The sequence below is a fragment of the Effusibacillus lacus genome (assembly GCF_002335525.1).
Classification (GTDB): domain Bacteria; phylum Bacillota; class Bacilli; order Tumebacillales; family Effusibacillaceae; genus Effusibacillus; species Effusibacillus lacus.
The window spans coordinates 64,408-87,584 of sequence record NZ_BDUF01000003.1; the positions used below are offsets into that span (position 1 = coordinate 64,408).

Consider the following 23,177-nt stretch of genomic DNA (forward strand, 5'->3'; position numbering starts at 1 on the left):
CTTTCCTGTCATCCGGCAATCAGTCTCCCGTTTTCCAAACGGGGCACAACCGGTAGAACTCCTTTTTGGGCCGCGAAAAAAGTGGCCTCATCCATCCCCAGCATCGAAATGAATTTGCCTACCCTTGTGCCCTGCAGGCATTCTTCGTCCGATCCGGGATAATTCACATAGAAACCATAGGCTGCTTTCGCCGCATCGGTCAGGATCCATCCTTCTTCCTGTTTGCGCAGCAGCTGGTCGATCTGGTAACCCGCCCCGTAGAAATCTTCCAAACAAAAAGACCCTTTCGAACCGGAGCAGACCAGTACCACCGACTCTTCACCTTTATGCTCCAGAATCCGCTCCGCCACCGCTTCCCCGTTCAGCAGGGATGATGCATACAAGGCCTTCGCCCTCTCCGACCGCCGTACTGCCACCGTTCCGTTGGTAGTGGAATAGATCACCGTCTTCCCTTTAATACAATCGTCCATCATGGCAATGGGGCTTGGCTGGTGAAACCCATCAATAGGGAACCCATCCTTCTCCCCTGCCAGAATGAATGTCCCCTCTTCCAGCTGGCCCGCCTTCTCCAACGCTTCTTCACTGTTGAATGCCGGAATGACTTCCCTGGCACCGTGGTGAAGGGCTGTCGCTATGCTGGAGGTCGCAAATAGCACATCAAACACTACAGCAATGCAGTGGCTGATTTTTTCTTCATCAATGTCTTCTTTCCGGAGGACCACATGAATTTTCCGCATCGATGCCACCTCAGAAACCCTGTGTGGCAATTCGATAGGCATGATGCATCAAGCTTTCCGTTACCTTGCCAAGGCGCTCAAAACGCGGGTCTTGTGTCAGCCCTTTCTTCCAGCGAAAATAGATCTGCTGGCAAATGACAGCCACTTTGAAATAGGCGTAGGTAAGGTAGAAATCCATGGAAGCAATGTCCCGCCCGCTTTTCGCTGCATACATCTCAATAAACTCATGGCGTGTAATGAAACCTGGAGTGGAAGTAACAGAAGTGAAACCGCTGCGCAGGGAATCGGCGTCACCCGGTTCATCCCAGTAGCTTACGGCAATGGCCACGTCTGACAAAGGATCGCCGATCGTTGTCATCTCCCAGTCCAGTACTGCCACCACCTTCGACAGGCCGTCAGCGGAGAAGATCATATTGTTCAACTTGAAATCATTATGCACAATTGTTGCCTGCGGCGATGCCGGGATGTTGTCCATCATCCACCTGGCGGTTGTTTCCACTACCGGTATGTCATCCGTCTTTGAACGTTCGTAGCGTCCAACCCACCCCTCCACCTGACGCTGCATGAACCCGTCCGGTTTGCCGATGGAAGCAAGCCCTGACGCTTTCCAATCAATGGAATGCAACTCTACAAGCGTATCCACAACAAGCTCGGATACACGTCGGCAAGTCTCCGGCGAATTGTCGACTCCCTGCGGCCATTTGCTGTCAAGAACGATTCCCTTTCGCCGTTCCATGACATAGAATGGCGCGCCAAGAACGGATACGTCATCGCAAAACACATAGGGCTTTGGAGCGAGTGGAAACACGTTATGAACCAGCGACAGAATCCGGCTTTCCCGCTCCATGTCGTGGGCCTTCGGCGCCACCTGGCCAAAAGGAGGCCGCCGCAGCACCGCTTCCCATTCGCCGCAGCGAAGCAGATAGGTCAGATTGGAATGCCCCGAGGGAAACTGCTCCACTTCCAAAGGAGCATGCGGAAGATCTTCAATCCGCTCCCGCAGGAATCTCTCAACCGCTTGTATGTCCAGTTCCTCTCCGGGACGCACCGGTATGGTGTCTTTCAATGCTCTTGCCATCTCCGCTCACTCCCCAACGTTTTTCACGTCCGCCTGCCAGAGGATGGTTCCCGACTGATCGGACGGTATGTCATGGTTCTATTCTAGTCTAATTGTTGAAATTTTCAATATGAATTGAAAAAGGAGTGCGTTGAGCACCCCGTCTCCTCGTTTATTCCAAAACGGTCTTCATTCTTCTCAGCCAGACTCCTTCAATTTCTTCCGCATGAACCGGTTTGCTGAAAAGAAAGCCCTGAGCAACATTGGCATTGTGTTGCCGGAGAAACTCCAGTTGGCTGTCCGTTTCAACGCCCTCCGCCACCACTTCCAGCCCCAGACCGTGCGCCATTGCAATGATGGCTTTCACCAGGGCGGAATCCTTGGATCCGTGCGGGACGTCCTTGATAAAGGATTTGTCCACCTTGATTGTATCTATGGGAAACTGTTTTAAATACGATAAGGATGAATAGCCGGTACCGAAATCGTCAATCGAGACCCGGATGCCCAACCCCTTGAGATTATGCAGCAGTTGTATAACCTGAAGCGGATCGTTCAAAGCGATGCTCTCCGTTAGTTCCAGTTCCAGAAACTTAGGGTCCAGTTGCGTTTCATTCAGGATTTGTTTAACTGTTTCAACGAAACCCTCCTGCCGGGTCTGTCTCAGCGACAGATTGACCTTCATGCAGATGGGCGGGAAACCCTGATTCTGCCAGGCTTTGGCTTGCCTGCACGCATTGCGGAGAACCCATTCCCCGATGGGCACAATGAGTCCCGTTTCTTCGGCAACCGGTATGAACTCCCCCGGGGGAATCATCCCTTTGACGGGATGCTTCCAGCGGATTAACGCTTCCACTCCGATAAGAATGTCGGTTTGCAGGCAGATCTGGGGTTGGTAGTAAATCTCAAACTCTTCCCGTTCCAGTGCTTTGTACAGTTCGTACTCCAGCAGCATCCGCTGGGAATAGGCTTCTTCAATGTCCGGGCTGTAAAGGAGACAGGTATTTCCTATCTTCTTGGAATTGTACATGGCCCGGTCCGCATTGCGGATCAGGACCTCTTCTGTCCGTCCATCCTTTGGGTAGATACTGATGCCGATGCTGGCCGTTATGTGGATCTCATTCTCCTCAAGCACAAAGGGCCGGCTGAGTGCCTCCAGGAGATTTTGCGCCACTCCAACGGCGTCCTGTTCCGATTGAATGTCATTTAGAATGACAACAAATTCGTCCCCGCCAAGCCGAGCAACCATGTCGTTGTGCGGCAGTGATTTGACCAGCCGTATTGCCACTTCACGCAGAAACAGATCGCCTGCGTGGTGCCCCAGCGTGTCATTGACCCACTTGAATCTGTCCAAATCGAGAAACAGAATGGCAAACATGCTGTCCAATTCCCGGGCAAGCAGAACCGTGTCCTTCAGTTGTTTGTTAAACAGGTGCCGGTTTGGCAGACCGGTGAGCGCATCATGATCAGCCAGATACTCAAGACGTTTCTCATATTGCTTCTGTTCGGTGATATCGGAAAATACCGAAATGAAATGGCTGATGTCGCCCAGCACACCCACATAGTTGACGACCTCATTCCGGTCATTCCACACGGCTTGAATAGCAAGCCACTCCGGGTAGAATTCCCCGTTTTTCCGGCGGTTCCAGATTTCGCCTTCCCAATACCCGTGACGGGTAATTGAATTCCACATATTGCTGTAGAATTGATCATTATGCAGGCCGGACTTCAGGATGCTCGGCTTCTTCCCGATCACTTCATCCGCCTGATACCCGGTAATCAAAGTGAAAGCACGGTTGACCGACAGGATATGGGTTTGACTGTCAGTAATGACAATTCCCTCGTTGGTAATGCTGAAAACCGCGTCGACAATATTACATTTAAAATGTCGTGTATTGGCTGTTGACCGGTTCACTGAATAAATGCCCTTTCCGCCGATGGTATACGGCTCAAGAGAATTTGTATCACTCTTTACCTGACGTTTATTATAAATGAGGGTCAACCGGAATAATACATAATCTTACATTTTTCAATAAACTGTCTGTTTGTTGTAAGAATTTTGTCAAGAATGCCGGTTCCGGCTAGAAGGGTATATTGGATTGGCGCAGCTCCAACATCAGACTTTCACAATCCCGGGGATCTACCTTCCCTTCCCGGATCAGCCTGTCGACAGCCTGCTCCATCGTTTGCATCCCATACCGGGCCCCGGTTTGGATGATGTTCTTGATCTGATGCACCTTCTCTTGACGGATGAGATTGGCCACCGCCGGGATGTTGACAAGAACCTCAATGGCGGCCACCCGGCCGTTGCCGTTCCTTTGTTTAAGCAACCGCTGCGCGTAGATGGCAACCAGGACATTGGACAATTGAAGACGGATTTGCGCATGCTGGTTGGCCGGGAATGCATCAATGATCCGGTCGATGGTCTGGGCCGCATCCGGCGTGTGCAGCGTGGCCAGTACCAGATGCCCGGTCTCCGCCGCTGTAATGGCTGTGGAAATCGTCTCCAGGTCCCGCATTTCCCCGATTTGGATCACATCGGGATCTTCCCGCAGGGCTGCCCGCAGCCCTGTTGAAAAACTGGCCGTGTCCAATCCGATCTCCCGTTGTACTACAATGCTTCGATTATGATTGTGAAGGTATTCGATGGGATCTTCCAAGGTGATGACATGACGCTCCATGGTCCGGTTCATCTCATTGATCATCGCCGCCAGCGTCGTGGATTTTCCGCTGCCGGTGGGCCCTGTCACCAGAATCAGGCCGTAGGGCCGTTTGATGATTTCATGCGTTACCGGCGGCAGCCCCAAAGTGTCCATGGTGGGAATCCCGAATGCAATGACGCGAAGGGCCATGGAGACCGTTCCCCGCTGCCTGAACACGTTGACCCGGAAGCGGGCCAATCCGGGAACGGAATAAGAGGTATCGTATTCGCCCGTCTCGGCAAACGTTATCCACGCTTCTTCCCCCAGCAGCTCTTTCGCGAGGGAAGCGCAATCTTCCACGGACAATGCCGGATGTCCCATCGGCACCAGCCGTCCGTCAATTCTCAGATAAGGGGGAATCCCAACGGACACGTGCAGATCCGAAGCTTTCCTTTCTACAGTTTCCCGCAGCAATGAGTCAATTTTCTTCATATGATCCCCGCTTTCTCACTCATCCGAAATGACAACCTGGAACACTTCCTCCATTGTTGTGAGACCTTGCACCGCTTTGTCCAAACCGTCTTCCAGCATGGTTCTGAAACCCTGTTTCCTGGCCCAATTCCTGTATGTATCGATGGGATGATGTTGGGTAACCAGGGTGCGGAGTTCCTCGTCAAACGGCAGTACTTCCTGGATGGCCAGCCGCCCCCGGTAGCCGGTCCGGTTGCACAGGGCGCAGCCGCTCCCCCGCCACAGTTTGTCGGCATGCACACCGTGTTTCTCCAGCACAGCCGCCTCTTCCGCATGGGGAACATAGGACACCTTGCAGTCGGTACAAATCCGGCGAACCAATCTTTGCGCCACCACTCCCCGCATGGTGGAAGCAATCAGGTAGGATTCCAGGCCCATATCCAGCAGTCGGGTCACGGCGCTGGCAGCATCATTGGTATGCAGGGTGGACAGCACCAGGTGGCCTGTCAACGCTGCCCGAAATGCAATCTCCGCCGTTTCCATGTCCCGGATTTCCCCGATCATGATAATATTCGGGTCTTCCCGGAGAATGGAGCGGAGACCCGCGGCAAAGGTGAGACCGATGGCCGGATTCACCTGCACCTGGTTGATCCCGTCAAGTTGGTACTCGACCGGATCTTCGATCGTGATCAGGTTCTGTCTTTCCGTATTCAGGTGATGAAGCGCCGCATAGAGGGTCGAAGTTTTCCCGCTTCCCGTAGGTCCTGTCACGAGCACGATTCCATGAGCCGAATTGACCATTCTCATGAAGGTTTTTTCGTTTATCTCCGAGAACCCGAGCCTGTCGATCCGCGTGATGGCATTCTTCATATCAAGCAGCCGCAGCACGATTTTCTCTCCGAAAATCGTAGGCAGGGTAGCAACCCGAACGTCAACGGTGCGTCCCCGAACCTGCAATTGGATACGGCCATCCTGCGGCAACCGCCGTTCCGCGATGTTCAGGTTGGCCATGATCTTGATCCTGGCGGTAAGCACCGGCTGCATGTGTTTGGGCAGCCGCATCTGGTTCATCAGGATGCCGTCAATCCGGAAACGCACCACCACACCGGCCCGCTGCGAGTCAAAATGGATATCGCTCGCCCGCTTGTCCACCGCATCTTCGATCAACTGGTTGACCATGCGTACAATCGGCGCATCTTCCCCACGAACCTGGCTTTCGTCGATTTCTTCCGGATGAATATCTTCCAGTACTTCGGAAATTGATTTCTTCAAACTGTAGTAATGGGTAAACGCTTTTTGTATGCTGTCCCTTGTCGCAATAACCGGATCGATCTGCAAGCCGGTAGTCATTTGGATGTCATCGATGGCGTAATAGTCCATCGGATCAATCATGGCCAATGTCAAACGATTGCCCCGGCGTTTGACAGGCAATACCTTGTAACGGCGGGCCAATTCTTCCGGCACAAGATCAACGATGGAGCGATCCACCTCATATTGTTCCAGGTTCACATGGGGCACACCCAGTTGAAACTCCATGACTTCAATCAATTGATCCTCCGAAATGGCGCCCCTCTGGATCAACACTTCCCCCAGGGGCTGGCCAGTCACTTTCTGTTCCGCAAGGGCCTGATCCAGTTGGTCCTTCGTGACCAGACCGAACTCCAGCAACAGGTCTCCCAGACGTTTACGTGTCATATCGATGCCCTCTCTTTGCAGCCAATTCCATTAGGGTCTTCCAAATGCCCGTTCATTACCGGCCGGTTCAATGGGGAGCGGCCACTCAATCGTATTTGCCTCATCGTTGTTCCACGGGGAATGGGAATAAAGTGACAGCTTCAAATCAAGCTTGGGCATCGCCCCTTTACCGGACGATTGCTTAGTCCCTCCGCTGTTAGACCCACCGGCCGCACGGTCCTTACAAAAACAAACGTTATACTCATTGATCCAGATCAACCTCTGCATCTGTTGAAGCCTGTCCAGGAACTGTATCAGGTCCTCCGGCTTCCCTTCTGCAGAAACCGTTATTTCCAAAGATTGAATCCCCGCTAGTTCAGGTGGGGGACTGGCCAAGGCTGTTTCTTTCTTGTTCCCCTGCTTGGAATTATTGGCAGACCCATTTTGGGTGCTGGTCTCAGATTTTTTGTCGGTGGGTTCGTCTTTCGTTATCGCCGGGGTTACACTCACCAGCGTCACTTGGCTGTCCTTGGCGGCCAAAGTCAAATCAGCGAAAAACAATGGCATTTCCCAATCCTTTGGGATCGCTCGCCCCAGTTTTTTCCAATCCGGGGTTTCCACTTTCTGCTGGATCTTTTGCTGCAGTCGGGTAACCTGTTGGGATACAGCGTCCGCTTGTCCTTTTATTTCTGAGGCAGCTTTTTCCTTCTGCCAGGACAGATATCCAAAAGCCCCACCAGACAGGAACAGGCAACCCGACAGCAGGAGTACGATTTTCTGTGGAAATGTGAGAGACGATAACATCCTGTCCTTCCTTTCTACGGGCATTATCGGGGCAAGGTAATCTGGACTTCCAGCTTATACTTTTGATAGGCAGGAGGTTTCAGAGTTAATGAAATATCTACCGTTCCATTGATGTTGGCGGGTCCCTGAATTTCAGCCTTGTTTTCCGAATGTGAGTTATCTGTCGGTGCTTCCGCATGTGCTTTTTTGGCATGCCACGGCAAGAAAGCATTGAGCTTTGCCCAAAAAGTTCCGTTCTTGTCCCCCACCTTTGAAAGTGAAGAAGAGCCCCCTTTGGACTGCCCGTAGTCAGATGGGTAACCTGGCTGTTGTCCAGGGACTGGCGTTGACGGAATCGTTTGCTTGGGCAATGGTTGCACAGGGGGAACCTGTTGGCCGGACCCCGGGGGTTGTGAAGGAATCTGCTGCCACTGCCCCGGTGTGGATTGGGGCTTAAGCAGTTCCTCCAAAGGAATGGATACAGATGCTTTCAGTTCCCCTTCAATTCGAGTTGCCGCCTTGACTGTTAAACCGGTGATCTTGGGATGAATCTGCAGGTGACGCAAAAAAGTCGACACCGATTCCATATCCGGCAGCTCGGCTTCCAGATCGTAGATCCCTGTCCCTACATAATGAACAGAAGTTAGATAACTCTTGGCAGGAAGCAGGGATGAGAACAGACTCAGTTCTTCCAGGAATTGAGGACGCTTGCCCGACCAGGAATCAAGGGCTTGTGATTGCTTGGCGGTATCCAGTAACTTCTGGATCTCAGACGCTTTGCTTTGAAGGTCGGGAAGTTTTGCCCGTTCACTGGTTAGTAGCTGTTCTGCCAGCATCTGCTCGTTTCCATGCTGAATCCACCTCACGACAAACCACAGATTTCCTATTGCCAGGAGACCCGCTAGTGTTGTCAGTGCGATCGTTTTATAGATAACACTCGGAGGTTGTACAGGCAAAAGGTTAATCTGCATCGGAAATTACCCCCCTCAGCGCTGCACCGGCTGCAGGTAGACTGACTACTTTGTGTGGTGTCCGAACGGATTGACGGATGATGGGGATTTGCAGAATCTCAGTGCTTATACCAAGCTGTGCCGCCAAACTGTTTGCCATTTTTGTAGGACTTGGCACATGATTGTTTAAATAAACGGTACCCAAAGCAAAATCACGTTGTTTTAAAGAATATTGCAGGAAAGATATGGATCGCTGGATTTGATAGCTAAGGTCTCGGCACAACGAATCCAAAAGGGCTTCGTTCTCCTGATCGAAAACGTCCCACTTGCTGTCTGTGTTCCCCCCAAAAGAAGCTTGTAATGCGGATTCACCTGCCGCTGTCACAGCCACCTCTCCCCATGCCCCCTGACCCTGGGGTAGTATGTAGTCATCCGCTCGCATATCGAGGGTACGGGTCATCAACAAACTTCCCTTCTGATAGAAATGGGCCGTTACGCCCTCGGTCCCGAAATCTACCAGGAGAGCCGCTTGATCCGGTTTTTTGTTCAAGGCTTTTAGCGCACGAAGAGCGCTTAGGCCTTTTACCTCAATAGCGGCGAGGCGAATACCTGCCTCCTTGAAGGCACGGACCAGTCCGTTGATCAGTTCACCAGGAGCAGCCACCAGCAGAATCATCGCTTGGTCCCCTTGCTCATCCACCTGTTCTTTCGGCTGCAGCTCAGGTGGAAAGAAGTCAAAATCATAGACAGGATCGTTCATGGGAAGCCAAATCTGATCATGAAGCTGGAACCGAAGCAGATCTTGCATCTGTTTCCGTCCCACTTTGGGCATCGCAACCATACGTATGACAGCTGCTGCACTGGGCAGATTCAGGACAACCTTTCGGATAGGGAGTCTATACTTACGAAATGTATTGTTAAGATCAGAAGCAAACCGATCAAAATCGTGGATTCGACCATTGTCATAGATTTGATTGGAAAACGGAATCACCTCATGGGCCAGAACTTCAACCACACCATGCCCGCCCCGGGCATACACCACTTCCAGCCGATCCGCTTTTAGACTGATCCCAACTCCTGTATGGCGTTTGAACGAGAACTGCATGAGTGCCTCCTGTAACCATCTTCTAATTTACCGAATACGGCGACTGATGACTTCGGGATTGGGGGTCGAAATCCCCGGCATATCTTCGATTCCGATTTCGGAAAATAAATCTCTGTCGAATTCAATGACCACGTTGGAGTTGCCTTTTCCGCCATTTATCTCAACCGTGGAACCACTAATCCCGCCTTTTAATTTTAGAACATTTTTTTTATCAATTTTTAGTGTACCGTTTGGTGCATAGAAGAAAATACGAAACTGCTTGTCGTCGAAATCCTCATCCACTTCGATGGTAAGATCCCCGGTTGTTGCAATAAACAGCTTCTTGTCGGTCCATGTGTCCAGTTTTAAAGTCACTTCGTTTGATTTCAGTTCCCATTTATCTTTTTTATTGTCATACTCCCACTTCTCACCATTTAATAAAAAGACATCCTTGTTCGTAGTCAGCAAAGTCGATAAAGATATGGACTGGGTCTGGATTTCGGCAGCGTCAGATCTGCCTTGCAAAGTACTTTTCAGTTGGGTGTAAGAAGGAAATGACAAGTTGCTATCTCTTTTTGTAACAGGATAATCGTCCAGATCCTTCTCGTTAAGGTTTGAATCCTTCCCCAACTCAATTCTTCCATTCTCAATCTTAAAACCGTTTTTCAGATTGGTTGTGCCACCCAGATATATGTTACCTATCATTGTCACATTTGGGTTTCCTTTAAAGTCCACGTCCCCTTCTGAAGCCATCGAATATTGAAATACAGCAGGAAGCGTGAACATATCTACCGTTACCACGATTTGCTGTACTTTATTGGAAGCGGGTATAGTGCCTACTGCGGTAAACTCTACCGTTCCATTGCTTAGGAATCTTGCATTGGTAATATCGATGGTTCCAGCAGGTTCCGCTACTGATATCGGCAGATTGAGGCTCGAAAGCAGACTGTTCAATTCTGCTTGGTTATCCGGGTACCCGGAAGTTTCAGCCGTTTGATGAAGCTTGCTGAGAACAAGTTCTGCTCCCTCTTCTGCCAAATAGTAGGCCTGTTTCCTTGCACCTTGGGACTCGGTGCTCTTTGCTTCCGAGACTACCCTTGTGCTGACAGCAGCCAATAAAGTCATCAGGATCAGGGAGACCATGAGCACAAGAACAAGCGTATATCCGGATTCCCGGCTCTGTCTGGTATGCGGCATGGTTCTTCCCTCCTTGTCTTACGGTTGCATTCGCGGTGTGGCGGAAAAAGTCGTGTCAAAGGAATGGTTTCGGTCCTGAAACGTGACGTGGAATTCTGCAACTCCAATGTTATTTTGGTAACTAAACTCGCTTACATGTTCAAAGGTTTTTTGAAAGGGAGGACTGAATCGCTTTACCAATAATGTTTGACCATTAGGATCCCATGACAGTTCAGCAATGGTAACAAAACCCGTGCTGTCGGTTTGCTCAATCACGATTTCAGTTCCGTCTGCGTTCGGCGTGATTCTTTGGCTGTCCTGCACTAAGGGTACTATTAACTGTTCCAATAGCCGAACCTGCTCCTGCAAACCCGATTGAATGTGAATGTCTCTTTCCGTCCTTTCGCTGAATTGGCGAATCGTAAAAGCAATCCCAATCACCAGTAAGGCTATGGTCAAAGCAGCCATCATTTCAACCAATGTCAATCCCTTTTCCCCACTGTGCATCCTAATCATCATGGTCATAATCTCCGTAAAACGAAGTCAGGACATAAGTTTGATCCTGATCGGCACCATTTGGCCTCCACCGGCAAGCAACACGGGTATTCCATCCATTTCGATCTGAATCATAAGTGTAGGATACGGTAATTTGAACCCCAGGAGGTGGGTCGTCGATGTTTAAGGCAGCAAAATTCACATCCTGTGGATTTCCGCTTTTGTCAAGACTGAGGGTCTTCCACTGTCCATTCATCCAGTTGTAAAGGGATTCCATTGTCCGTCCTGCAACCGTGACAACCTGAGTTCGATCACCGGACTGCTTCACTCCGCGGTACCCGTCAGTGAAATACCCCATTACCGGAAGGAGCAGAACCATCACAATGACCATGGAAGCCAGCACTTCCACAAGGGAGTATCCTCGTTCAGACAGTCGGTTCTGCATGATGTCCCCTCCCTTCCCACCGCACCTTACTTTAGAAAGTTCAGATACCAGGCAACTATGGATTCACCGAACAAATAGGCAATCATGGCTCCACCACAAAGAAACGGACCAAAGGGCATGTGCTGCCCGGTTTGCAGGCGACCCGATTTTTGCAAATAAAGCCCCACCGCCAAACCTGACAGGGATGCCAGAAACATTGTCAAAATGGCACCTGACAGTCCGGTCATCACTCCAATGCCAGCCATCAACTTTACGTCCCCAAGGCCCATGCCTTCTTTTCCAAACAGATAGGGGCTGATCCACCAGAGAAAAAGGAGAAAACCTGCACCGAGTACTCCGCCCAAGAAATAAGTCCACAAAGATTCCGACCCGATGGCAAATCTCCCTATGATCGCTACTGCTAAGAGCGGATAAGTTAAGACATTTGGCAGCAGAAGCTCCTTAATGTCAATAACAGCCAAGGGAATCAGGAAGCTGACAAAAGCAAGACCCAAGACTGTTTCCCAAGACCACCCGAATCTCCATGCCACCACTCCCCACAGCAAAGCGGTAATCGCTTCTACAACAGGGTATTGCCAGTGGATGGTCCCCTTGCAGGCTCTGCATCGTCCCCTAAGAAAAAGCCAGCTAAAGACGGGGACAAGGTCGAGAATCCCCAAACGGGTACCGCAGTGGGGGCACCTGGAAGGGGGAACCACAATGGATTCCCCTTTGGGAAATCGGATGGACACGACGTTAAGGAATGAACCTACTAACAGACCAAATAAGACAGCATAGAGAATTAAAAGCCAATTCAATTGATTCATTTTAAGTGTACTTCCTTAAAGAAATGGCCCCTATGAAAGGGGCATTGTGCTATTAGGGCAATACGTTATTAAGAGTGATATCGTCGTCTGGGCTATTATCGACGTCACGAACAATAATATTTTTTCCTGATCTTTCAATTGAATATTGTGTAGTTGCACCATAAGGGTTGGCTGGAGCCTGACCTAAGTAACCGCCAGTTACCAAGACATGTGAACTAGTTATGTTTGCACTTGCCCCATCGGCTGGAAGCCCTGTACCATTTGGATTGTCAAGTAGATATCTCTGCACAGCATCTGCTATTGATCGAACGTTTGCAAGGTCTGCGCTATCCCTGGAACGATCAATCTGGTTTCCCACCAATGTGAAACCGATCCCAGATACAATCGCAAGAATTGTTACGACGACCAGCAATTCAATGAGCGTGACCCCAGCCTGTCGCTTTCGGCGCTTTTCCTTCTTTTCCTGTTCTTCCTTGATTTTTTCCATCCCCACTTGCACTTTTGGATCCACCATGTTGCTCTCCCCTTCTCCACATTGCTAAGTATGTAATCCGCTGGCAGGATGCTGCCGTGCGGAAATTACTGAGTAAAATTCATCATTTTGAACATCGGCAGATAAACGGAAATAATGATCAACCCCACGATCACCGCCAGGAACACAATCATCATCGGCTCCAGGATCGAACTGAGCCGTGAGGACATCTCGTTCACTTCCGTTTCGTAAAAATCGGCCAGATTCGCCAGCAGATGCTCCTGGGTCCCGGTTTCTTCCCCGATCGCCACCATATGGGTCACCATCGGCGGAAAGAGGGCGAGGTGCTTGTCCAACACGTCGGAAAGACGTTCCCCTTTGCGCAGTTTTTGCTGGGCTTCTGTTATCACCCGATCAAACAGACTGTTGCCGATGACCTTCCTGAGCAGTTCCAGTTGGTCGAGAATCGGGACGGCACTTGCTTCCAGCGTTGAGAAAGTGCGGGTAAAGCGGGCCATTAAGCCCTTCTGATACAGTTTTCCAAACACCGGAATCCGAAGCCGGAGCTTGTCCCACAGCAAGCGTCCCCGCTTGGTGCGAAGGGTGCCGGTGACAGCCACTGCCAGAACTGCCGCTCCCCCCAGGGCTATGTACCATTGATCGGTCAAAAATTGGCTGATCCCCAGCGTGATTCTCGTCGGCAGCGGCAGTTCCACCCCCTGCTCGGCAAAAGTTTTGGCAAAAGAAGGAACGACGGTAGTCAACAGGAAGATACTGACCCCAATCGCAATGAAAAACACCAGTATCGGATATGTCAAAGCGGAAACCAGTTTCTGCTGGGTGGCCCGTTGCCGTTCAAAGTAGACCGCCATCCGCTCCAGCATCGTTTCCAGCTGCCCTGAATATTCGCCGGCCCCCACCATGTTGACAAACATCTCGGGGAACACCGCCTTGTGATTGGCGAATGCTTCCTGCAGCGACACTCCCTGCCGAACTTCCTTGTGCACTTCCACCAAAGCTTTCTTGAGCCCCCGGTGATCCGTCTGGGAAGCCAGAATCTCAAGGGATCGCGTCACGGAAACCCCTGCACGGATCAATGTGGCAAACTGCCGGCAGAAAGGTACGAAGTCCTGCAGTTTTACCTTTCGTCCCGCCAGGAACCCCAGTTCGATCTCCTTCGTCAGGAGTCCTCCACCGGAACCGGCCTTGACCTTCATCGGATAAAGCCCCTGCTTCCGCAGTTCTTCCACGGCCGCATTCAGGTCGACAGCTTCAATTTGTCCCTTCAGACTCTGCCCAAGCCGATTGACTGCTTGATACCGAAATTGAGCCACAAAAATACCTGTCCCCTTTTGGAAAGCATAGATCGTTTTTCCAAGATACTTTTTCCTACAAGATTATTATAATCAGACAAAACTAAGATTGAAATACAAATTAAACCTGAATTCGACATCAAGTTGACAGTTTTGTGTAAAGATTTTGTCAAGCTGTGTCGAATTCAGGTTTTGAATCATTTTACCGACTATTCCACATTAAAATACCTTGCTTCCGGATGGGCAAACACCATCGCCGAAACGGACGCCTCCGGATCCATCATGAACCCTTCCGTCAGATGCACCCCGATATCCTCCGGCTGCATCAAGCGAAACAATTGAGCCTGGTCGTCCAGATTTGGACAGGCGGGATACCCGAAGGACACCCGAATCCCCTGGTAGCGGGCCCCGAAACGCTCCTGCATCGTCATGTCAGCAGGATCGGGGAATCCCCACACATCCCGCATGATATGATGAATCCGCTCGGCGAAGGCTTCCGCCAACTCCAGAGCGAGGGCCTGGATGGCATGAGACCGCAGGTAATCCCCTTTGTCTTTCCATTCATTGGCCCGTTCACGCACACCTCCGCCCGCCGTTACCACCAGAAATCCGACATAATCCATGACGCCGCTTTCCACCGGTTTCAAAAAATCGGCCAGGCACAGATACGGATCCTGCAGCTGCCTTGGGAACGTAAACCTTTCAAGAATTTTGGCGGGATTCTTTGGATCGTATATCAGGATGTCATTGCCGCTTGATTGCGCCGGGAAGAAACGGTACATGCCATGTGCCCGGATCAGCCCCGTTTCCTTCGCTTCTTTCAGCAGGTGATTGATGACGTCCATCAGTTCGGTGGTCTTTGGATCCTTCTCTTCCAGCAGCTTCTCCACATTGCCCTTTACTCCCAAGTGTTTGCCAAGCAGCATTCGCAGGTTGAGGTAGGGCTGCAGGTGAGAAACCGGGTAGTCCCGCAATATATGACGCTCCAGATCGGGTGGAACGAAAACCGGGGCATTGCGGTCGACATCGGAGCGTCTGTCCGCAACCTGCGTCGATTCGTTCGATCCTCCGGCTCCTTTGCCCGATTCCATCACATAAGAATTCTGGATGTCCCTCAGTTCCTGAACCAACGCTTTGCGCTGCTGCTCGTCGCTTAACCGGTTGGCCAGATCCAGCCCATCCATGGCATCTTTTGCGTACAACACCAGTCCATTATACTCCGGAGCAATTCGCGTATGGGTAAATTTACGGGTCAAGGCTGCTCCACCGACCAGGATGGGAACCTCAATCCCCGCCTCCCGCAAGTCCTGTGCAGTGGTCACCATCTGTTGGGCCGATTTTACCAGGAGTCCGGACAGTCCGATCGCATCCGGCTTCTCTTCCCGGTATGCGGCAATCAACTGTTCAGGCGGAACCTTGATGCCCAGATTGACCACCTGGTAGCCGTTGTTGGATAGGATGATTTCCACCAGGTTCTTCCCGATGTCATGAACGTCGCCTTTTACGGTGGCAAGCAGGATCTTGCCTTTGACAGCCGTTTCTGTCCGCTCCATGAACGGTTCAAGATGTGCCACGGCCGCCTTCATTACTTCCGCGCTTTGCAGCACTTCCGCCACAATCAATTCGTTGTCGTTAAACAGCCGTCCGACTTCTTCCATGCCTTTCATCAGCGGACCGTTAATAATGTCAAGGGGAGCGTATTTCTTCAATGCTTCGTTCAGGTCGTCAATCAGGCCGTCCTTGCTGCCTTCCACCACATAATTGGCCAACCTCTCCTCAAGGGACAGGCTGGAGACTTCCTTCACTTTGGCCACTTTCTTTTCCCGATAAAAAGCGGTAAATTCGGCGAGTGTCTGTTCATTCGTACGGAACAGCAGTTCTTCTGCCAACCGCCGTTCTTCTTCCGGAATGGACGCGTAGCGCTCCAATTTCTCCGTGTTTACGATTGCATAATCCAGCCCGGCTTTGGTGCAGTGATACAGGAACACCGCATTGAGCACTTCCCGGCCCGCAGGCGGAAGACCAAAGGACACGTTGGAGATTCCAAGAATACTGCCGCACTCCGGCATCGATTCCTTGATCAAACGGATTCCTTCCACCGTCTCCAACGCCGACCCGATATACTGCTCATCCCCTGTGCCTACCGGGAATACCAGCGGATCGAAGATAATGTCCTGCGGATTAACGCCATACTTGTTTACCAGCAGATCATAGGATCGCTTGGCCACTTCCAGCTTGCGTTCCCGGGTAACCGCCATTCCGGTCTCATCGATGGTTCCTACTACTACCGCCGCCCCGTAGCGGGTAATCAGAGGGGCCACTTCCTCAAACCGCTTCTCTCCGTCCTCAAGGTTAATGGAGTTGAGAATGGCTTTCCCTTGCGAATGTTTCAAGCCAAGCTCCATCACCCGCACATCGGTGGAGTCAATCATCAACGGCACTTTCACCTTCTTGACGACATAGTTTAGAAAATTCTCCATGTCGCCATACTCGTCCCGGTCCGGATCGGCCAGACAGATATCGATGATGTGCGCCCCTTTCTTCACCTGGGCGCGGGCAATTTCCGACGCGTCTTCATACAAGCCCTCCGCAATCAGTGTTCGGAACTTCTTGGAACCGATAACGTTCGTCCTCTCTCCGACCATCAAAGGACGGTTGTCCGCTTCCAGATACACTGTCTCAATACCGGAAACGGCCGGCAGGTGTCCTCCGGCTTCCTGTCTGGGCTTGTAATCTTTCAATGCTTCCGCCAGGGCGCGGATATGTTCGGGTGTCGTGCCACAACAGCCCCCCGCAATGTTCAGCCAGCCCAGTTCTGCGAACCCGGCCATTTTTTTCGCCAATGCTTGCGGAGATTCGTGGTAATGTCCGTTCTCATCAGGCAATCCTGCGTTCGGATAGCAGCTGACCCCACACTGGGCCAATTCGGACAGAGTTCGCAGATGGTCCCGCATAAACTCCGGTCCCGTTGCACAGTTAAGTCCCACGGTGATCGGCTTCAAATGTTCCAGCGAGATGTAGAACGACTCGATATTCTGGCCTGCCAGCGTGGTTCCCATTGGTTCGATGGTTCCTGATAACATCAGCGGAAGTTCCTCGCCCAGCTCCTCAAACGCTTTCCTGATTCCAAGACTGCCCGCTTTGACATTGAGAGTATCCTGGGCCGTTTCCAGCAGCAGCATGTCCACCCCGCCCTGAATCAACACTTTGGCTTGCCGGTAATAGTTTTCCATCAACTCTTCAAAGGTGGTTCCGCCGGTCACAGACAACGTCTTGGTGGTGGGGCCCATAGCCCCCGCAACAAAGCGGGGCCATTCCGGCGTCGAGTATTTGCGGGCCGCTTCCACCGCCAAACGGGCAGCCGCCAGGTTGATCTCGTCAGCCTTGTCCTGCAGGTTGTATTCAGCCAGCACCAGCCGGGTGGAACCGAAGGTGTTGGTTTCAATGATGTCGGCCCCCGCTGCCAGGTACTGCTCGTGAATTCCTTGAATCACATCGGGACGTGTCAGATTCAGGTATTCATTGCAGCCTTCGTATTCTTCCCCGCCAAAATCGTCAGCCGTAAGTCCCGCCTGCTGGATCATCGTCCCCATCGCACCGTCAAGGATCAGAATCTTCTTCTTCATTTGTTCGCGCAACAATTGTCCGCGTGCCGTCATGCTTCTCCCCCTTACCTAATGAGGGTCGCCCCCTGCAAACTAAAAACCCTCTCCTGTCAGAGAGGGCCAAACTTCGGTGTCCGCTCCTCCTATCTTCCAGAATGTCAATCTGCTGGAATTAGCACCGTGTGCCGCGCACCGGTTGCTGTGGTATCATCGGGCCAGTTCCCTCCGCCACTCTGGATAGAAGTCTTGCTATTTTGGATTTTAATTTAGTTTGCATGAAACCGGGGCACATGTCAAGATAGTGGATAAGAGGAAAAAACCGGAAAGGGGCTGGACCGAATGAATACCCCGGACAATCAGTTCATCCGCTATGTAATTTTGCTTACCAAGAACCCGGGCCAAAGTCTGACAGAGAATCTGATTCGCGCACATGTGAAACACTTACAGGCCCTGGAGGAAAAAGATCAATTGGTGCTCTGCGGACCTTTTGCCGATTCCAAAGGCGGTATGATCATCATTAAGGCCGCCTCCTATGAAGAAGCAAAACGAATCGCCGAAGCGGATCCGTTTGTACAATCGGGAGCTGAAAGCTACGAACTGCGTGTACTTGAACTCTCCTGCAAAGAGAACCGGCATATGGGAATGGCAGAATAGTCAAATCAGCAAAAAACCTCCCCCTTGCGGGAGAGGTGTAAATCTTTCATTTAATGACTGGACTTGTCAGCGGTTTGCGGCGGGTTGCCGTCTGCGGTGACAATCAGTTTGGCCAGCGCACCTTTTTGAACATGGTTAAACTGGTGGGTTACGATCGGATAAGTTCCTTCCTTCAACACCCTGAACTCAACAACCAGACCGCCAGATGCAGGTACAGTATAAGCTTGCAGGCCGTTCAGCACGTTCTTCGGATTGCCGTCCACATATACGGTGTCAAAAGTGGTTCCTACCACGTGGAAACTGCTGACTTCGTTCGGACCCACGTTGTTGAAGTAGATTCGAACCTTGTCTCCCACTTTGGCATAGAACGGCTTGCTGAGATCCGGATGCTTTCCGTTGAAGAGAACGTATGATGGAACTCCATTCGTCATGTCATTCAGGTCGTTTTCTTTGTAGAATTCAGACTGGGTAATGATGAATTCCCGATTGATTTCTTTGTCGGTGGGATATCCGTCTTTTGGCTCAACGATAATCGTACCGTACATGCCGTTGGCAATATGCAGCAATACGGGCTTGGTTCCGCAATGGTACATAAATACGCCCGGTGTCATAGCCGGATAAGTGAATACGCCTTCTTCATTCGGATGGATATCGGCAAAGTCTTTGCTCGGAGATGCGTGTACCGCATGAAAGTCCATACTGTGGGGGACTTTCGGGTCCAGATTTTTCATTTTGAATTTGATGGTGTCCCCTTCTTTTACTTTGATGACCGGTCCGGGAGCCGTTCCGTTAAAGGTCCAGGCTTTGTACTTTACCCCGGGAGCAATCTCAAGGTCCGTAATCTGGGAAGTCATCTCCACATAGACTTCATGATCACCGGTACGCTTTACAATAACCGGAACTGGGGGTTGGTTAATCCCTTCGTGCAAATTCATATTTGTTGGTGCAGGTTTCGAGTTCTGATTGCTTTGAGCAACGTTCGTGTCACCTGTTTGAGCTGAACAACCGGCCAAAAGTGCTCCTGTTAAAATCAACAATGCAAGCGCTTTCATTTTCATTTCGATTCCCTCCATTTGAATGGTTCGAAGCGCCGGCCCCACTAATCCAGGAGTCAGGAAACCACTTTCTATCTCTTTTGTATTCCCGCACCGGAAGCCCAAGTGTGACTTTTATCACACAATTAATACTCTTCAAAAATATGTCATTCCACATGAATAATTGGATTAAGTTTATGAAAAATTTGTTTCAAACAGTTAGATCAATTATTGTCCGCATGTTGAAATCCGAGAATCAATCCGGTTTTGTGTTTATTCCGGCAAAAGAAAAGGCATGCCGTTAAAGCATGCCATAAAGCAGATTATAATTCTATTTTCCTGTAAAATTCGGTCTCCGTTTCTCAAAGAAAGCGGTAACGCCTTCCTGATGGTCTCTGGATCTGCCGCAAATCGATTGGCCTCTGACTTCCGCCTCCAGTACGGTTGCCAGATCGCTCTCAAAACTCATGTACATGTTCTTCTTGATCAATCCCAGCGCCTGGGTTGGGGATTGAGCCAATCGAAAAGCATAGGCTTGGGCCGCCTGTTCAAATTCTTCATCCGGCACCACTTTGTTAACAAGGCCTAACCGCAGAGCTTCTTCGGATGTAAGGGTATCTCCCAGCATGGCAAGTTCCATTGCCCTGCTCAGTCCCACGATCCTCGGCAGGAAGAAATGGCTACCCGCGTCGGGGATCAGGCCAATCTTGATAAATGCCATGGAGTAGGAAGAACTTGCGGCCGCTATCCGCAAATCACATGCCAGGGCTACCCCAAGTCCTGCACCGAACACCGGGCCATGCAGTGCCCCAATGATCGGTTTCTCAATCTCCGCCATTCGGAGAAGCAAGCGGTTGTAAGTATTCTTCAAATAGGTGCCATGATCAAGAGAAGCCACATCTTCCCTGCTGATGCTCTTCAGATCGGCCCCGGAGCTAAAGCCCTTTCCGTTCCCGCGAAAGACAATGCAGCGCACATCTACGTCTTCCGCCGCCTTGTTCAATGCGTCATAAACCTCTTCATGCATCTCCACATTGAACGCGTTCATCACTTCCGGGCGATTTAAAGCAATAATCGCCATCTGATTCGATTTCTCAAACAAGATCGTTTTGTACATTTTGTATCTCCTCCTCCAAATAATGCCAACCCGTTTTCAATCAACTGCCGCGACTGACTTTATTTCTGTTCCCAATTTTCTGTCTTCCGCTTCGATGCGGTTCCGCTTCTTCGCATCTCCGGCCTAAAGCCCTGCTCTACCGCTCCCGCCCACTATTTCTCTGTTTGCCTTACAAAACCCTTCTCACGGATACACATTTAAAGCGCCCCTGTTGGGGCGCCTCTTACCTAGGCATTGCGTCGATTGTAGATCCACACAAAAATGATGCGCCAGATGGATAACAAAATCAGTGTAGATACCAAGGCCACAATCAGGAATGGAATTTTTAGCGCAGAGTTCAGGTACAGGTTGCGGAGCATCATCCCAAACGGAATGGCCAAGATCCATACAATCAGCGTTCGTTTGAACATGCTGGCAAAACTGCGGTAGTGCTGCAATTTGTAAAGTCCCAGGACCAGTCCCACAATCAGCCAGGCAATGACGAATGGAGCCGCTGTCTCCAAAGTGCCTTGAAACGTCGTATACGTCTTATGTTCCGATTGACCCATTAAAGCAAACAAAATCAGCATCAGAATGTCCCCAGCAAGCAGCAGCCACACCATGTAAAAATCCCCCATTCCCTGGTTGGAATAATTTTAAATCCGCAAACCATTGTACCATAAAAAAACATCCACCCGGCAATTGGGTGGAAATTTTAAATTTCTTGCCTTCTTCGTTTTGCAATCGCTTTTAGCAAAAGGATTGCCACAGCGTAAGTGGCAGTGGCCAGCAGTGTTGTGACAAACCAGGCATCGGTGCCCAGTGCCAGATACAGGAGCATGTGAAACAAGAAAATCAGAACCAGCCATACGCCCAACTTGATTGTGTCAATAAAGTTCCAGAACGTATTCATCTTAACCTCCGAACTGTAGACCTGTACGACTTTCCCAGTTTTCCCATGTTCGGAGCACCCCATGCAAAAAACGGCATGCCCTTTGAGCATGCCGTTTCTTTAAAACTGTTTACCAGGTTCTTACACCCGGTGCGCCAGGTGGCGGATTCTGAATCATATCGGCAATCGGATATCCGTATGCCACCAGGATCAAGATAACTGCAACCGAGATCCAAACCGGCCAACGCTCGAGGATACGCGGAGTTTCGGCTGCATCTTCTGCAACGTCGCCCATCGGATATTCCTGTTCACCTTTCGGAGCTTTGAATGCAAGATAGAGCACAAGACCTACCTGCAGCATGGCTGCAAAGAACAGGAACGCACCGCCAAGAGCCGCGAGTTTATGAAAAGGAATCCAACTGAGAGCTGTCGGATCATTCATGTAAGTGGTACCGGCAGTACGGCGCGGTCCGCCCAACAAACCAAGGGTATGCATTGAACCGGACATGAAGATCATACCGATCGACCAGAGAACCGCTTGCAGTCTGCCCAGCTCGTTGGTTGTCCGGGTCATCTTCCGGCCAGTCAGGTGCGGAATCAACCAATAGCTTACACAGAAGAAAGTCAATGCAACCGCAGTACCTATGGTGAGATGGAAGTGACCGGTTACCCAGATGGTATTGTGAACCACTTGGTTTAACTGGTTACTTGCGTTAATGATACCGCCCGCACCGGCAGGAATAAACCAAAGCATAGCCAGGAACAGGGAGAAGAAACGGGCGTCCTTCCAAGGCAGCTTGCGGAACCAGCCGAACAGCCCGGTGGCACCTTTCGCACGTCCTGCCAGCTCAAAAGTGGCAAACATTGTGAATGCAGTAATCAGCGAAGGAATCGCAATGGACAATGTCAACGCAACATGCAGGAACTTCCATTTCGGATCAATACCCGGTTCCATCAATTGATGGTGGAACCCGATCGGAGTGGACAAAAGAACAAAGATGACGAACACCAGACGGGTAATGGAATCACTGAATACTTTCCCGCCGATAATTTTTGGCATGATCAGATACCAGGTCATGTAAGCCGGCATCAACCAGAAGTACACCAACGGATGTCCGAAGAACCACAACAGCGTGCGACTGAGAAGGACATTCACGGTGTCTACCATACCCAAGGACCAGGGAATCAACTGGAACAACACTTCAGCCGCAACCCCAAGGGTACAAATTTGCCACAATGTCATGGTTGCCACTGCGGTAAAGAGGAAAAGGGGTGAAAACTTGCCAGGGTTATTCCGTTTCCAGTTGCGATATTCGGCAAACATGCCCCAGCCGCCGATCCAGCTTCCCACAACTATCAGTGCGGCTCCAATATAGAAGAAGGGCGACGCTTTCATCGGTGCATAGAACGTAAACAGAACGGAAGCATCATTCATAAGAACGGTAATGACTCCCATTACGGTGCCAATCAACATCACCCAGAAACCAACCCAGCCAAGCTTTAATCCAAGCGGAGTCAGTTTGCCGTTTTGAACCCTTGCAATACCAGAGAACAGAAAACCTTCGATAAAGAATGTGGTGAACACCAGACCCATCAATACACCATGGGCGGTCAAGATCTGATAATAGTTAAGCCAGGTGGGCAGTGTAATCAATTGAGCTCGATCCAAGCCCTGAAGCAATCCCGCAATCGCTGCAATACCGAATCCGATAAATGCAACCAAGATATAGGAAAGGCTCAGCTTCGCCGCTTTTTGGTCCACTCTTACTTCTTGTGTCATTTGTGGTGTCACTC

General features: G+C 50.7%; 21 protein-coding genes and 1 riboswitch. Of the genes, 1 reads left to right on the forward strand and 20 read right to left on the reverse strand.

What is annotated here, in order from left to right:
* Window positions 1-8: 8 nt before the first annotated feature.
* The 15 genes from EFBL_RS00510 to metH form a co-directional block, all read right to left on the reverse strand.
* Window positions 9-737, reverse strand: coding sequence for a 2-phosphosulfolactate phosphatase (locus EFBL_RS00510; protein WP_165912564.1), 729 nt, complete (start codon window positions 735-737; stop codon window positions 9-11).
* 10 nt (window positions 738-747) lie between these two features.
* Window positions 748-1,815, reverse strand: a complete 1,068-nt coding sequence (locus EFBL_RS00515) for a phosphotransferase family protein (RefSeq protein ID WP_424955037.1) — start codon at window positions 1,813-1,815, stop codon at window positions 748-750.
* Between the two features lie 151 nt (window positions 1,816-1,966).
* The gene (locus EFBL_RS00520; RefSeq protein WP_165912565.1) at window positions 1,967-3,706 is read right to left on the reverse strand and encodes a putative bifunctional diguanylate cyclase/phosphodiesterase; all 1,740 of its coding nucleotides are present in this window, start codon (window positions 3,704-3,706) and stop codon (window positions 1,967-1,969) included.
* Between the two features lie 166 nt (window positions 3,707-3,872).
* Window positions 3,873-4,925, reverse strand: coding sequence for a type IV pilus twitching motility protein PilT (locus tag EFBL_RS00525; RefSeq protein WP_096180175.1), 1,053 nt, complete (start codon window positions 4,923-4,925; stop codon window positions 3,873-3,875).
* A gap of 15 nt (window positions 4,926-4,940) precedes the next feature.
* Complete coding sequence (locus tag EFBL_RS00530) at window positions 4,941-6,599, reverse strand: GspE/PulE family protein (RefSeq protein WP_096180176.1); 1,659 nt, start codon at window positions 6,597-6,599, stop codon at window positions 4,941-4,943.
* Window positions 6,600-6,629: 30 nt separating this feature from the next.
* Entirely contained in the window at window positions 6,630-7,382 is a 753-nt protein-coding gene (locus tag EFBL_RS00535; protein ID WP_096180177.1) for a GspMb/PilO family protein, read from the reverse strand.
* Window positions 7,383-7,405: 23 nt separating this feature from the next.
* The gene (locus EFBL_RS00540; RefSeq protein WP_096180178.1) at window positions 7,406-8,332 is read right to left on the reverse strand and encodes a PilN domain-containing protein; all 927 of its coding nucleotides are present in this window, start codon (window positions 8,330-8,332) and stop codon (window positions 7,406-7,408) included.
* On the reverse strand, window positions 8,322-9,416 hold the full coding sequence (gene pilM, locus EFBL_RS00545; RefSeq protein WP_096180180.1) for a pilus assembly protein PilM: 1,095 nt from the start codon (window positions 9,414-9,416) through the stop codon (window positions 8,322-8,324). The genes EFBL_RS00540 and pilM overlap by 11 nt, the downstream gene beginning before the upstream one ends.
* A 27-nt stretch (window positions 9,417-9,443) precedes the next feature.
* Window positions 9,444-10,592 carry a hypothetical protein gene (locus EFBL_RS00550; protein ID WP_096180182.1) on the reverse strand — a complete coding sequence of 383 codons (1,149 nt, stop codon included), beginning with the start codon at window positions 10,590-10,592 and terminating at the stop codon, window positions 9,444-9,446.
* A gap of 18 nt (window positions 10,593-10,610) precedes the next feature.
* Window positions 10,611-11,090, reverse strand: coding sequence for a PilW family protein (locus EFBL_RS00555; protein WP_165912566.1), 480 nt, complete (start codon window positions 11,088-11,090; stop codon window positions 10,611-10,613).
* Entirely contained in the window at window positions 11,080-11,511 is a 432-nt protein-coding gene (locus tag EFBL_RS00560; protein ID WP_096180184.1) for a type IV pilus modification PilV family protein, read from the reverse strand. Before EFBL_RS00560 ends, EFBL_RS00555 begins: the two co-directional genes overlap by 11 nt.
* A gap of 26 nt (window positions 11,512-11,537) precedes the next feature.
* Window positions 11,538-12,317 (reverse strand): prepilin peptidase, encoded by a 780-nt coding sequence (locus EFBL_RS00565; RefSeq protein ID WP_096180186.1) that lies wholly within the window; start codon window positions 12,315-12,317, stop codon window positions 11,538-11,540.
* A gap of 52 nt (window positions 12,318-12,369) precedes the next feature.
* Window positions 12,370-12,831, reverse strand: a complete 462-nt coding sequence (locus EFBL_RS00570; protein ID WP_096180188.1) for a type II secretion system protein — start codon at window positions 12,829-12,831, stop codon at window positions 12,370-12,372.
* Between the two features lie 65 nt (window positions 12,832-12,896).
* Window positions 12,897-14,123 (reverse strand): type II secretion system F family protein, encoded by a 1,227-nt coding sequence (locus EFBL_RS00575; protein WP_096180190.1) that lies wholly within the window; start codon window positions 14,121-14,123, stop codon window positions 12,897-12,899.
* A 188-nt stretch (window positions 14,124-14,311) separates the two neighbouring features.
* Window positions 14,312-17,761 carry a methionine synthase gene (gene metH, locus EFBL_RS00580; protein WP_096180191.1) on the reverse strand — a complete coding sequence of 1,150 codons (3,450 nt, stop codon included), beginning with the start codon at window positions 17,759-17,761 and terminating at the stop codon, window positions 14,312-14,314.
* An 86-nt stretch (window positions 17,762-17,847) separates the two neighbouring features.
* Window positions 17,848-17,951, reverse strand: a riboswitch (SAM riboswitch).
* 95 nt (window positions 17,952-18,046) lie between these two features.
* On the opposite strand from metH, the gene EFBL_RS00585 reads away from it, so the two are divergent.
* Window positions 18,047-18,361, forward strand: a complete 315-nt coding sequence (locus tag EFBL_RS00585) for a YciI family protein (protein WP_096180193.1) — start codon at window positions 18,047-18,049, stop codon at window positions 18,359-18,361.
* A 50-nt stretch (window positions 18,362-18,411) separates the two neighbouring features.
* Here the strand turns inward: EFBL_RS00585 and EFBL_RS00590 are convergent, their stop codons facing one another.
* From EFBL_RS00590 to EFBL_RS00610, 5 genes are all read right to left on the reverse strand, one after another.
* The gene (locus EFBL_RS00590; protein WP_096180224.1) at window positions 18,412-19,413 is read right to left on the reverse strand and encodes a multicopper oxidase domain-containing protein; all 1,002 of its coding nucleotides are present in this window, start codon (window positions 19,411-19,413) and stop codon (window positions 18,412-18,414) included.
* Window positions 19,414-19,726: 313 nt separating this feature from the next.
* Window positions 19,727-20,512: an enoyl-CoA hydratase/isomerase family protein gene (locus EFBL_RS00595; protein ID WP_096180194.1), complete on the reverse strand. Its 786-nt coding sequence runs from the start codon at window positions 20,510-20,512 to the stop codon at window positions 19,727-19,729.
* 227 nt (window positions 20,513-20,739) lie between these two features.
* Entirely contained in the window at window positions 20,740-21,114 is a 375-nt protein-coding gene (locus tag EFBL_RS00600; RefSeq protein WP_165912567.1) for a DUF3054 domain-containing protein, read from the reverse strand.
* A 92-nt stretch (window positions 21,115-21,206) separates the two neighbouring features.
* The gene (locus tag EFBL_RS00605; protein WP_096180197.1) at window positions 21,207-21,404 is read right to left on the reverse strand and encodes a hypothetical protein; all 198 of its coding nucleotides are present in this window, start codon (window positions 21,402-21,404) and stop codon (window positions 21,207-21,209) included.
* A 109-nt stretch (window positions 21,405-21,513) separates the two neighbouring features.
* Window positions 21,514-23,163 carry a b(o/a)3-type cytochrome-c oxidase subunit 1 gene (locus EFBL_RS00610; RefSeq protein ID WP_096180198.1) on the reverse strand — a complete coding sequence of 550 codons (1,650 nt, stop codon included), beginning with the start codon at window positions 23,161-23,163 and terminating at the stop codon, window positions 21,514-21,516.
* Window positions 23,164-23,177: the final 14 nt, after the last annotated feature.

What these genes read in the sequence shown, in the direction of transcription:
- pilM (WP_096180180.1), bottom strand. Translation starts at nt 9,416, where the DNA reads ATGCAGTTCTCGTTCAAACGCCATACAGGAGTTGGGATCAGTCTAAAA.
- EFBL_RS00600 (WP_165912567.1), bottom strand. Translation starts at nt 21,114, where the DNA reads ATGGTGTGGCTGCTGCTTGCTGGGGACATTCTGATGCTGATTTTGTTT.
- EFBL_RS00535 (WP_096180177.1), bottom strand. Translation starts at nt 7,382, where the DNA reads ATGTTATCGTCTCTCACATTTCCACAGAAAATCGTACTCCTGCTGTCG.
- EFBL_RS00555 (WP_165912566.1), bottom strand. Translation starts at nt 11,090, where the DNA reads ATGATGATTAGGATGCACAGTGGGGAAAAGGGATTGACATTGGTTGAA.
- EFBL_RS00570 (WP_096180188.1), bottom strand. Translation starts at nt 12,831, where the DNA reads ATGGTGGATCCAAAAGTGCAAGTGGGGATGGAAAAAATCAAGGAAGAA.
- EFBL_RS00550 (WP_096180182.1), bottom strand. Translation starts at nt 10,592, where the DNA reads ATGCCGCATACCAGACAGAGCCGGGAATCCGGATATACGCTTGTTCTT.
- EFBL_RS00585 (WP_096180193.1), top strand. Translation starts at nt 18,047, where the DNA reads ATGAATACCCCGGACAATCAGTTCATCCGCTATGTAATTTTGCTTACC.
- EFBL_RS00610 (WP_096180198.1), bottom strand. Translation starts at nt 23,163, where the DNA reads ATGACACAAGAAGTAAGAGTGGACCAAAAAGCGGCGAAGCTGAGCCTT.
- EFBL_RS00525 (WP_096180175.1), bottom strand. Translation starts at nt 4,925, where the DNA reads ATGAAGAAAATTGACTCATTGCTGCGGGAAACTGTAGAAAGGAAAGCT.
- EFBL_RS00590 (WP_096180224.1), bottom strand. Translation starts at nt 19,413, where the DNA reads ATGAAAGCGCTTGCATTGTTGATTTTAACAGGAGCACTTTTGGCCGGT.
- EFBL_RS00515 (WP_424955037.1), bottom strand. Translation starts at nt 1,815, where the DNA reads ATGGCAAGAGCATTGAAAGACACCATACCGGTGCGTCCCGGAGAGGAA.
- EFBL_RS00530 (WP_096180176.1), bottom strand. Translation starts at nt 6,599, where the DNA reads ATGACACGTAAACGTCTGGGAGACCTGTTGCTGGAGTTCGGTCTGGTC.
- EFBL_RS00595 (WP_096180194.1), bottom strand. Translation starts at nt 20,512, where the DNA reads ATGTACAAAACGATCTTGTTTGAGAAATCGAATCAGATGGCGATTATT.
- EFBL_RS00560 (WP_096180184.1), bottom strand. Translation starts at nt 11,511, where the DNA reads ATGCAGAACCGACTGTCTGAACGAGGATACTCCCTTGTGGAAGTGCTG.
- EFBL_RS00565 (WP_096180186.1), bottom strand. Translation starts at nt 12,317, where the DNA reads ATGAATCAATTGAATTGGCTTTTAATTCTCTATGCTGTCTTATTTGGT.
- EFBL_RS00540 (WP_096180178.1), bottom strand. Translation starts at nt 8,332, where the DNA reads ATGCAGATTAACCTTTTGCCTGTACAACCTCCGAGTGTTATCTATAAA.
- EFBL_RS00510 (WP_165912564.1), bottom strand. Translation starts at nt 737, where the DNA reads ATGCGGAAAATTCATGTGGTCCTCCGGAAAGAAGACATTGATGAAGAA.
- metH (WP_096180191.1), bottom strand. Translation starts at nt 17,761, where the DNA reads ATGACGGCACGCGGACAATTGTTGCGCGAACAAATGAAGAAGAAGATT.
- EFBL_RS00605 (WP_096180197.1), bottom strand. Translation starts at nt 21,404, where the DNA reads ATGAATACGTTCTGGAACTTTATTGACACAATCAAGTTGGGCGTATGG.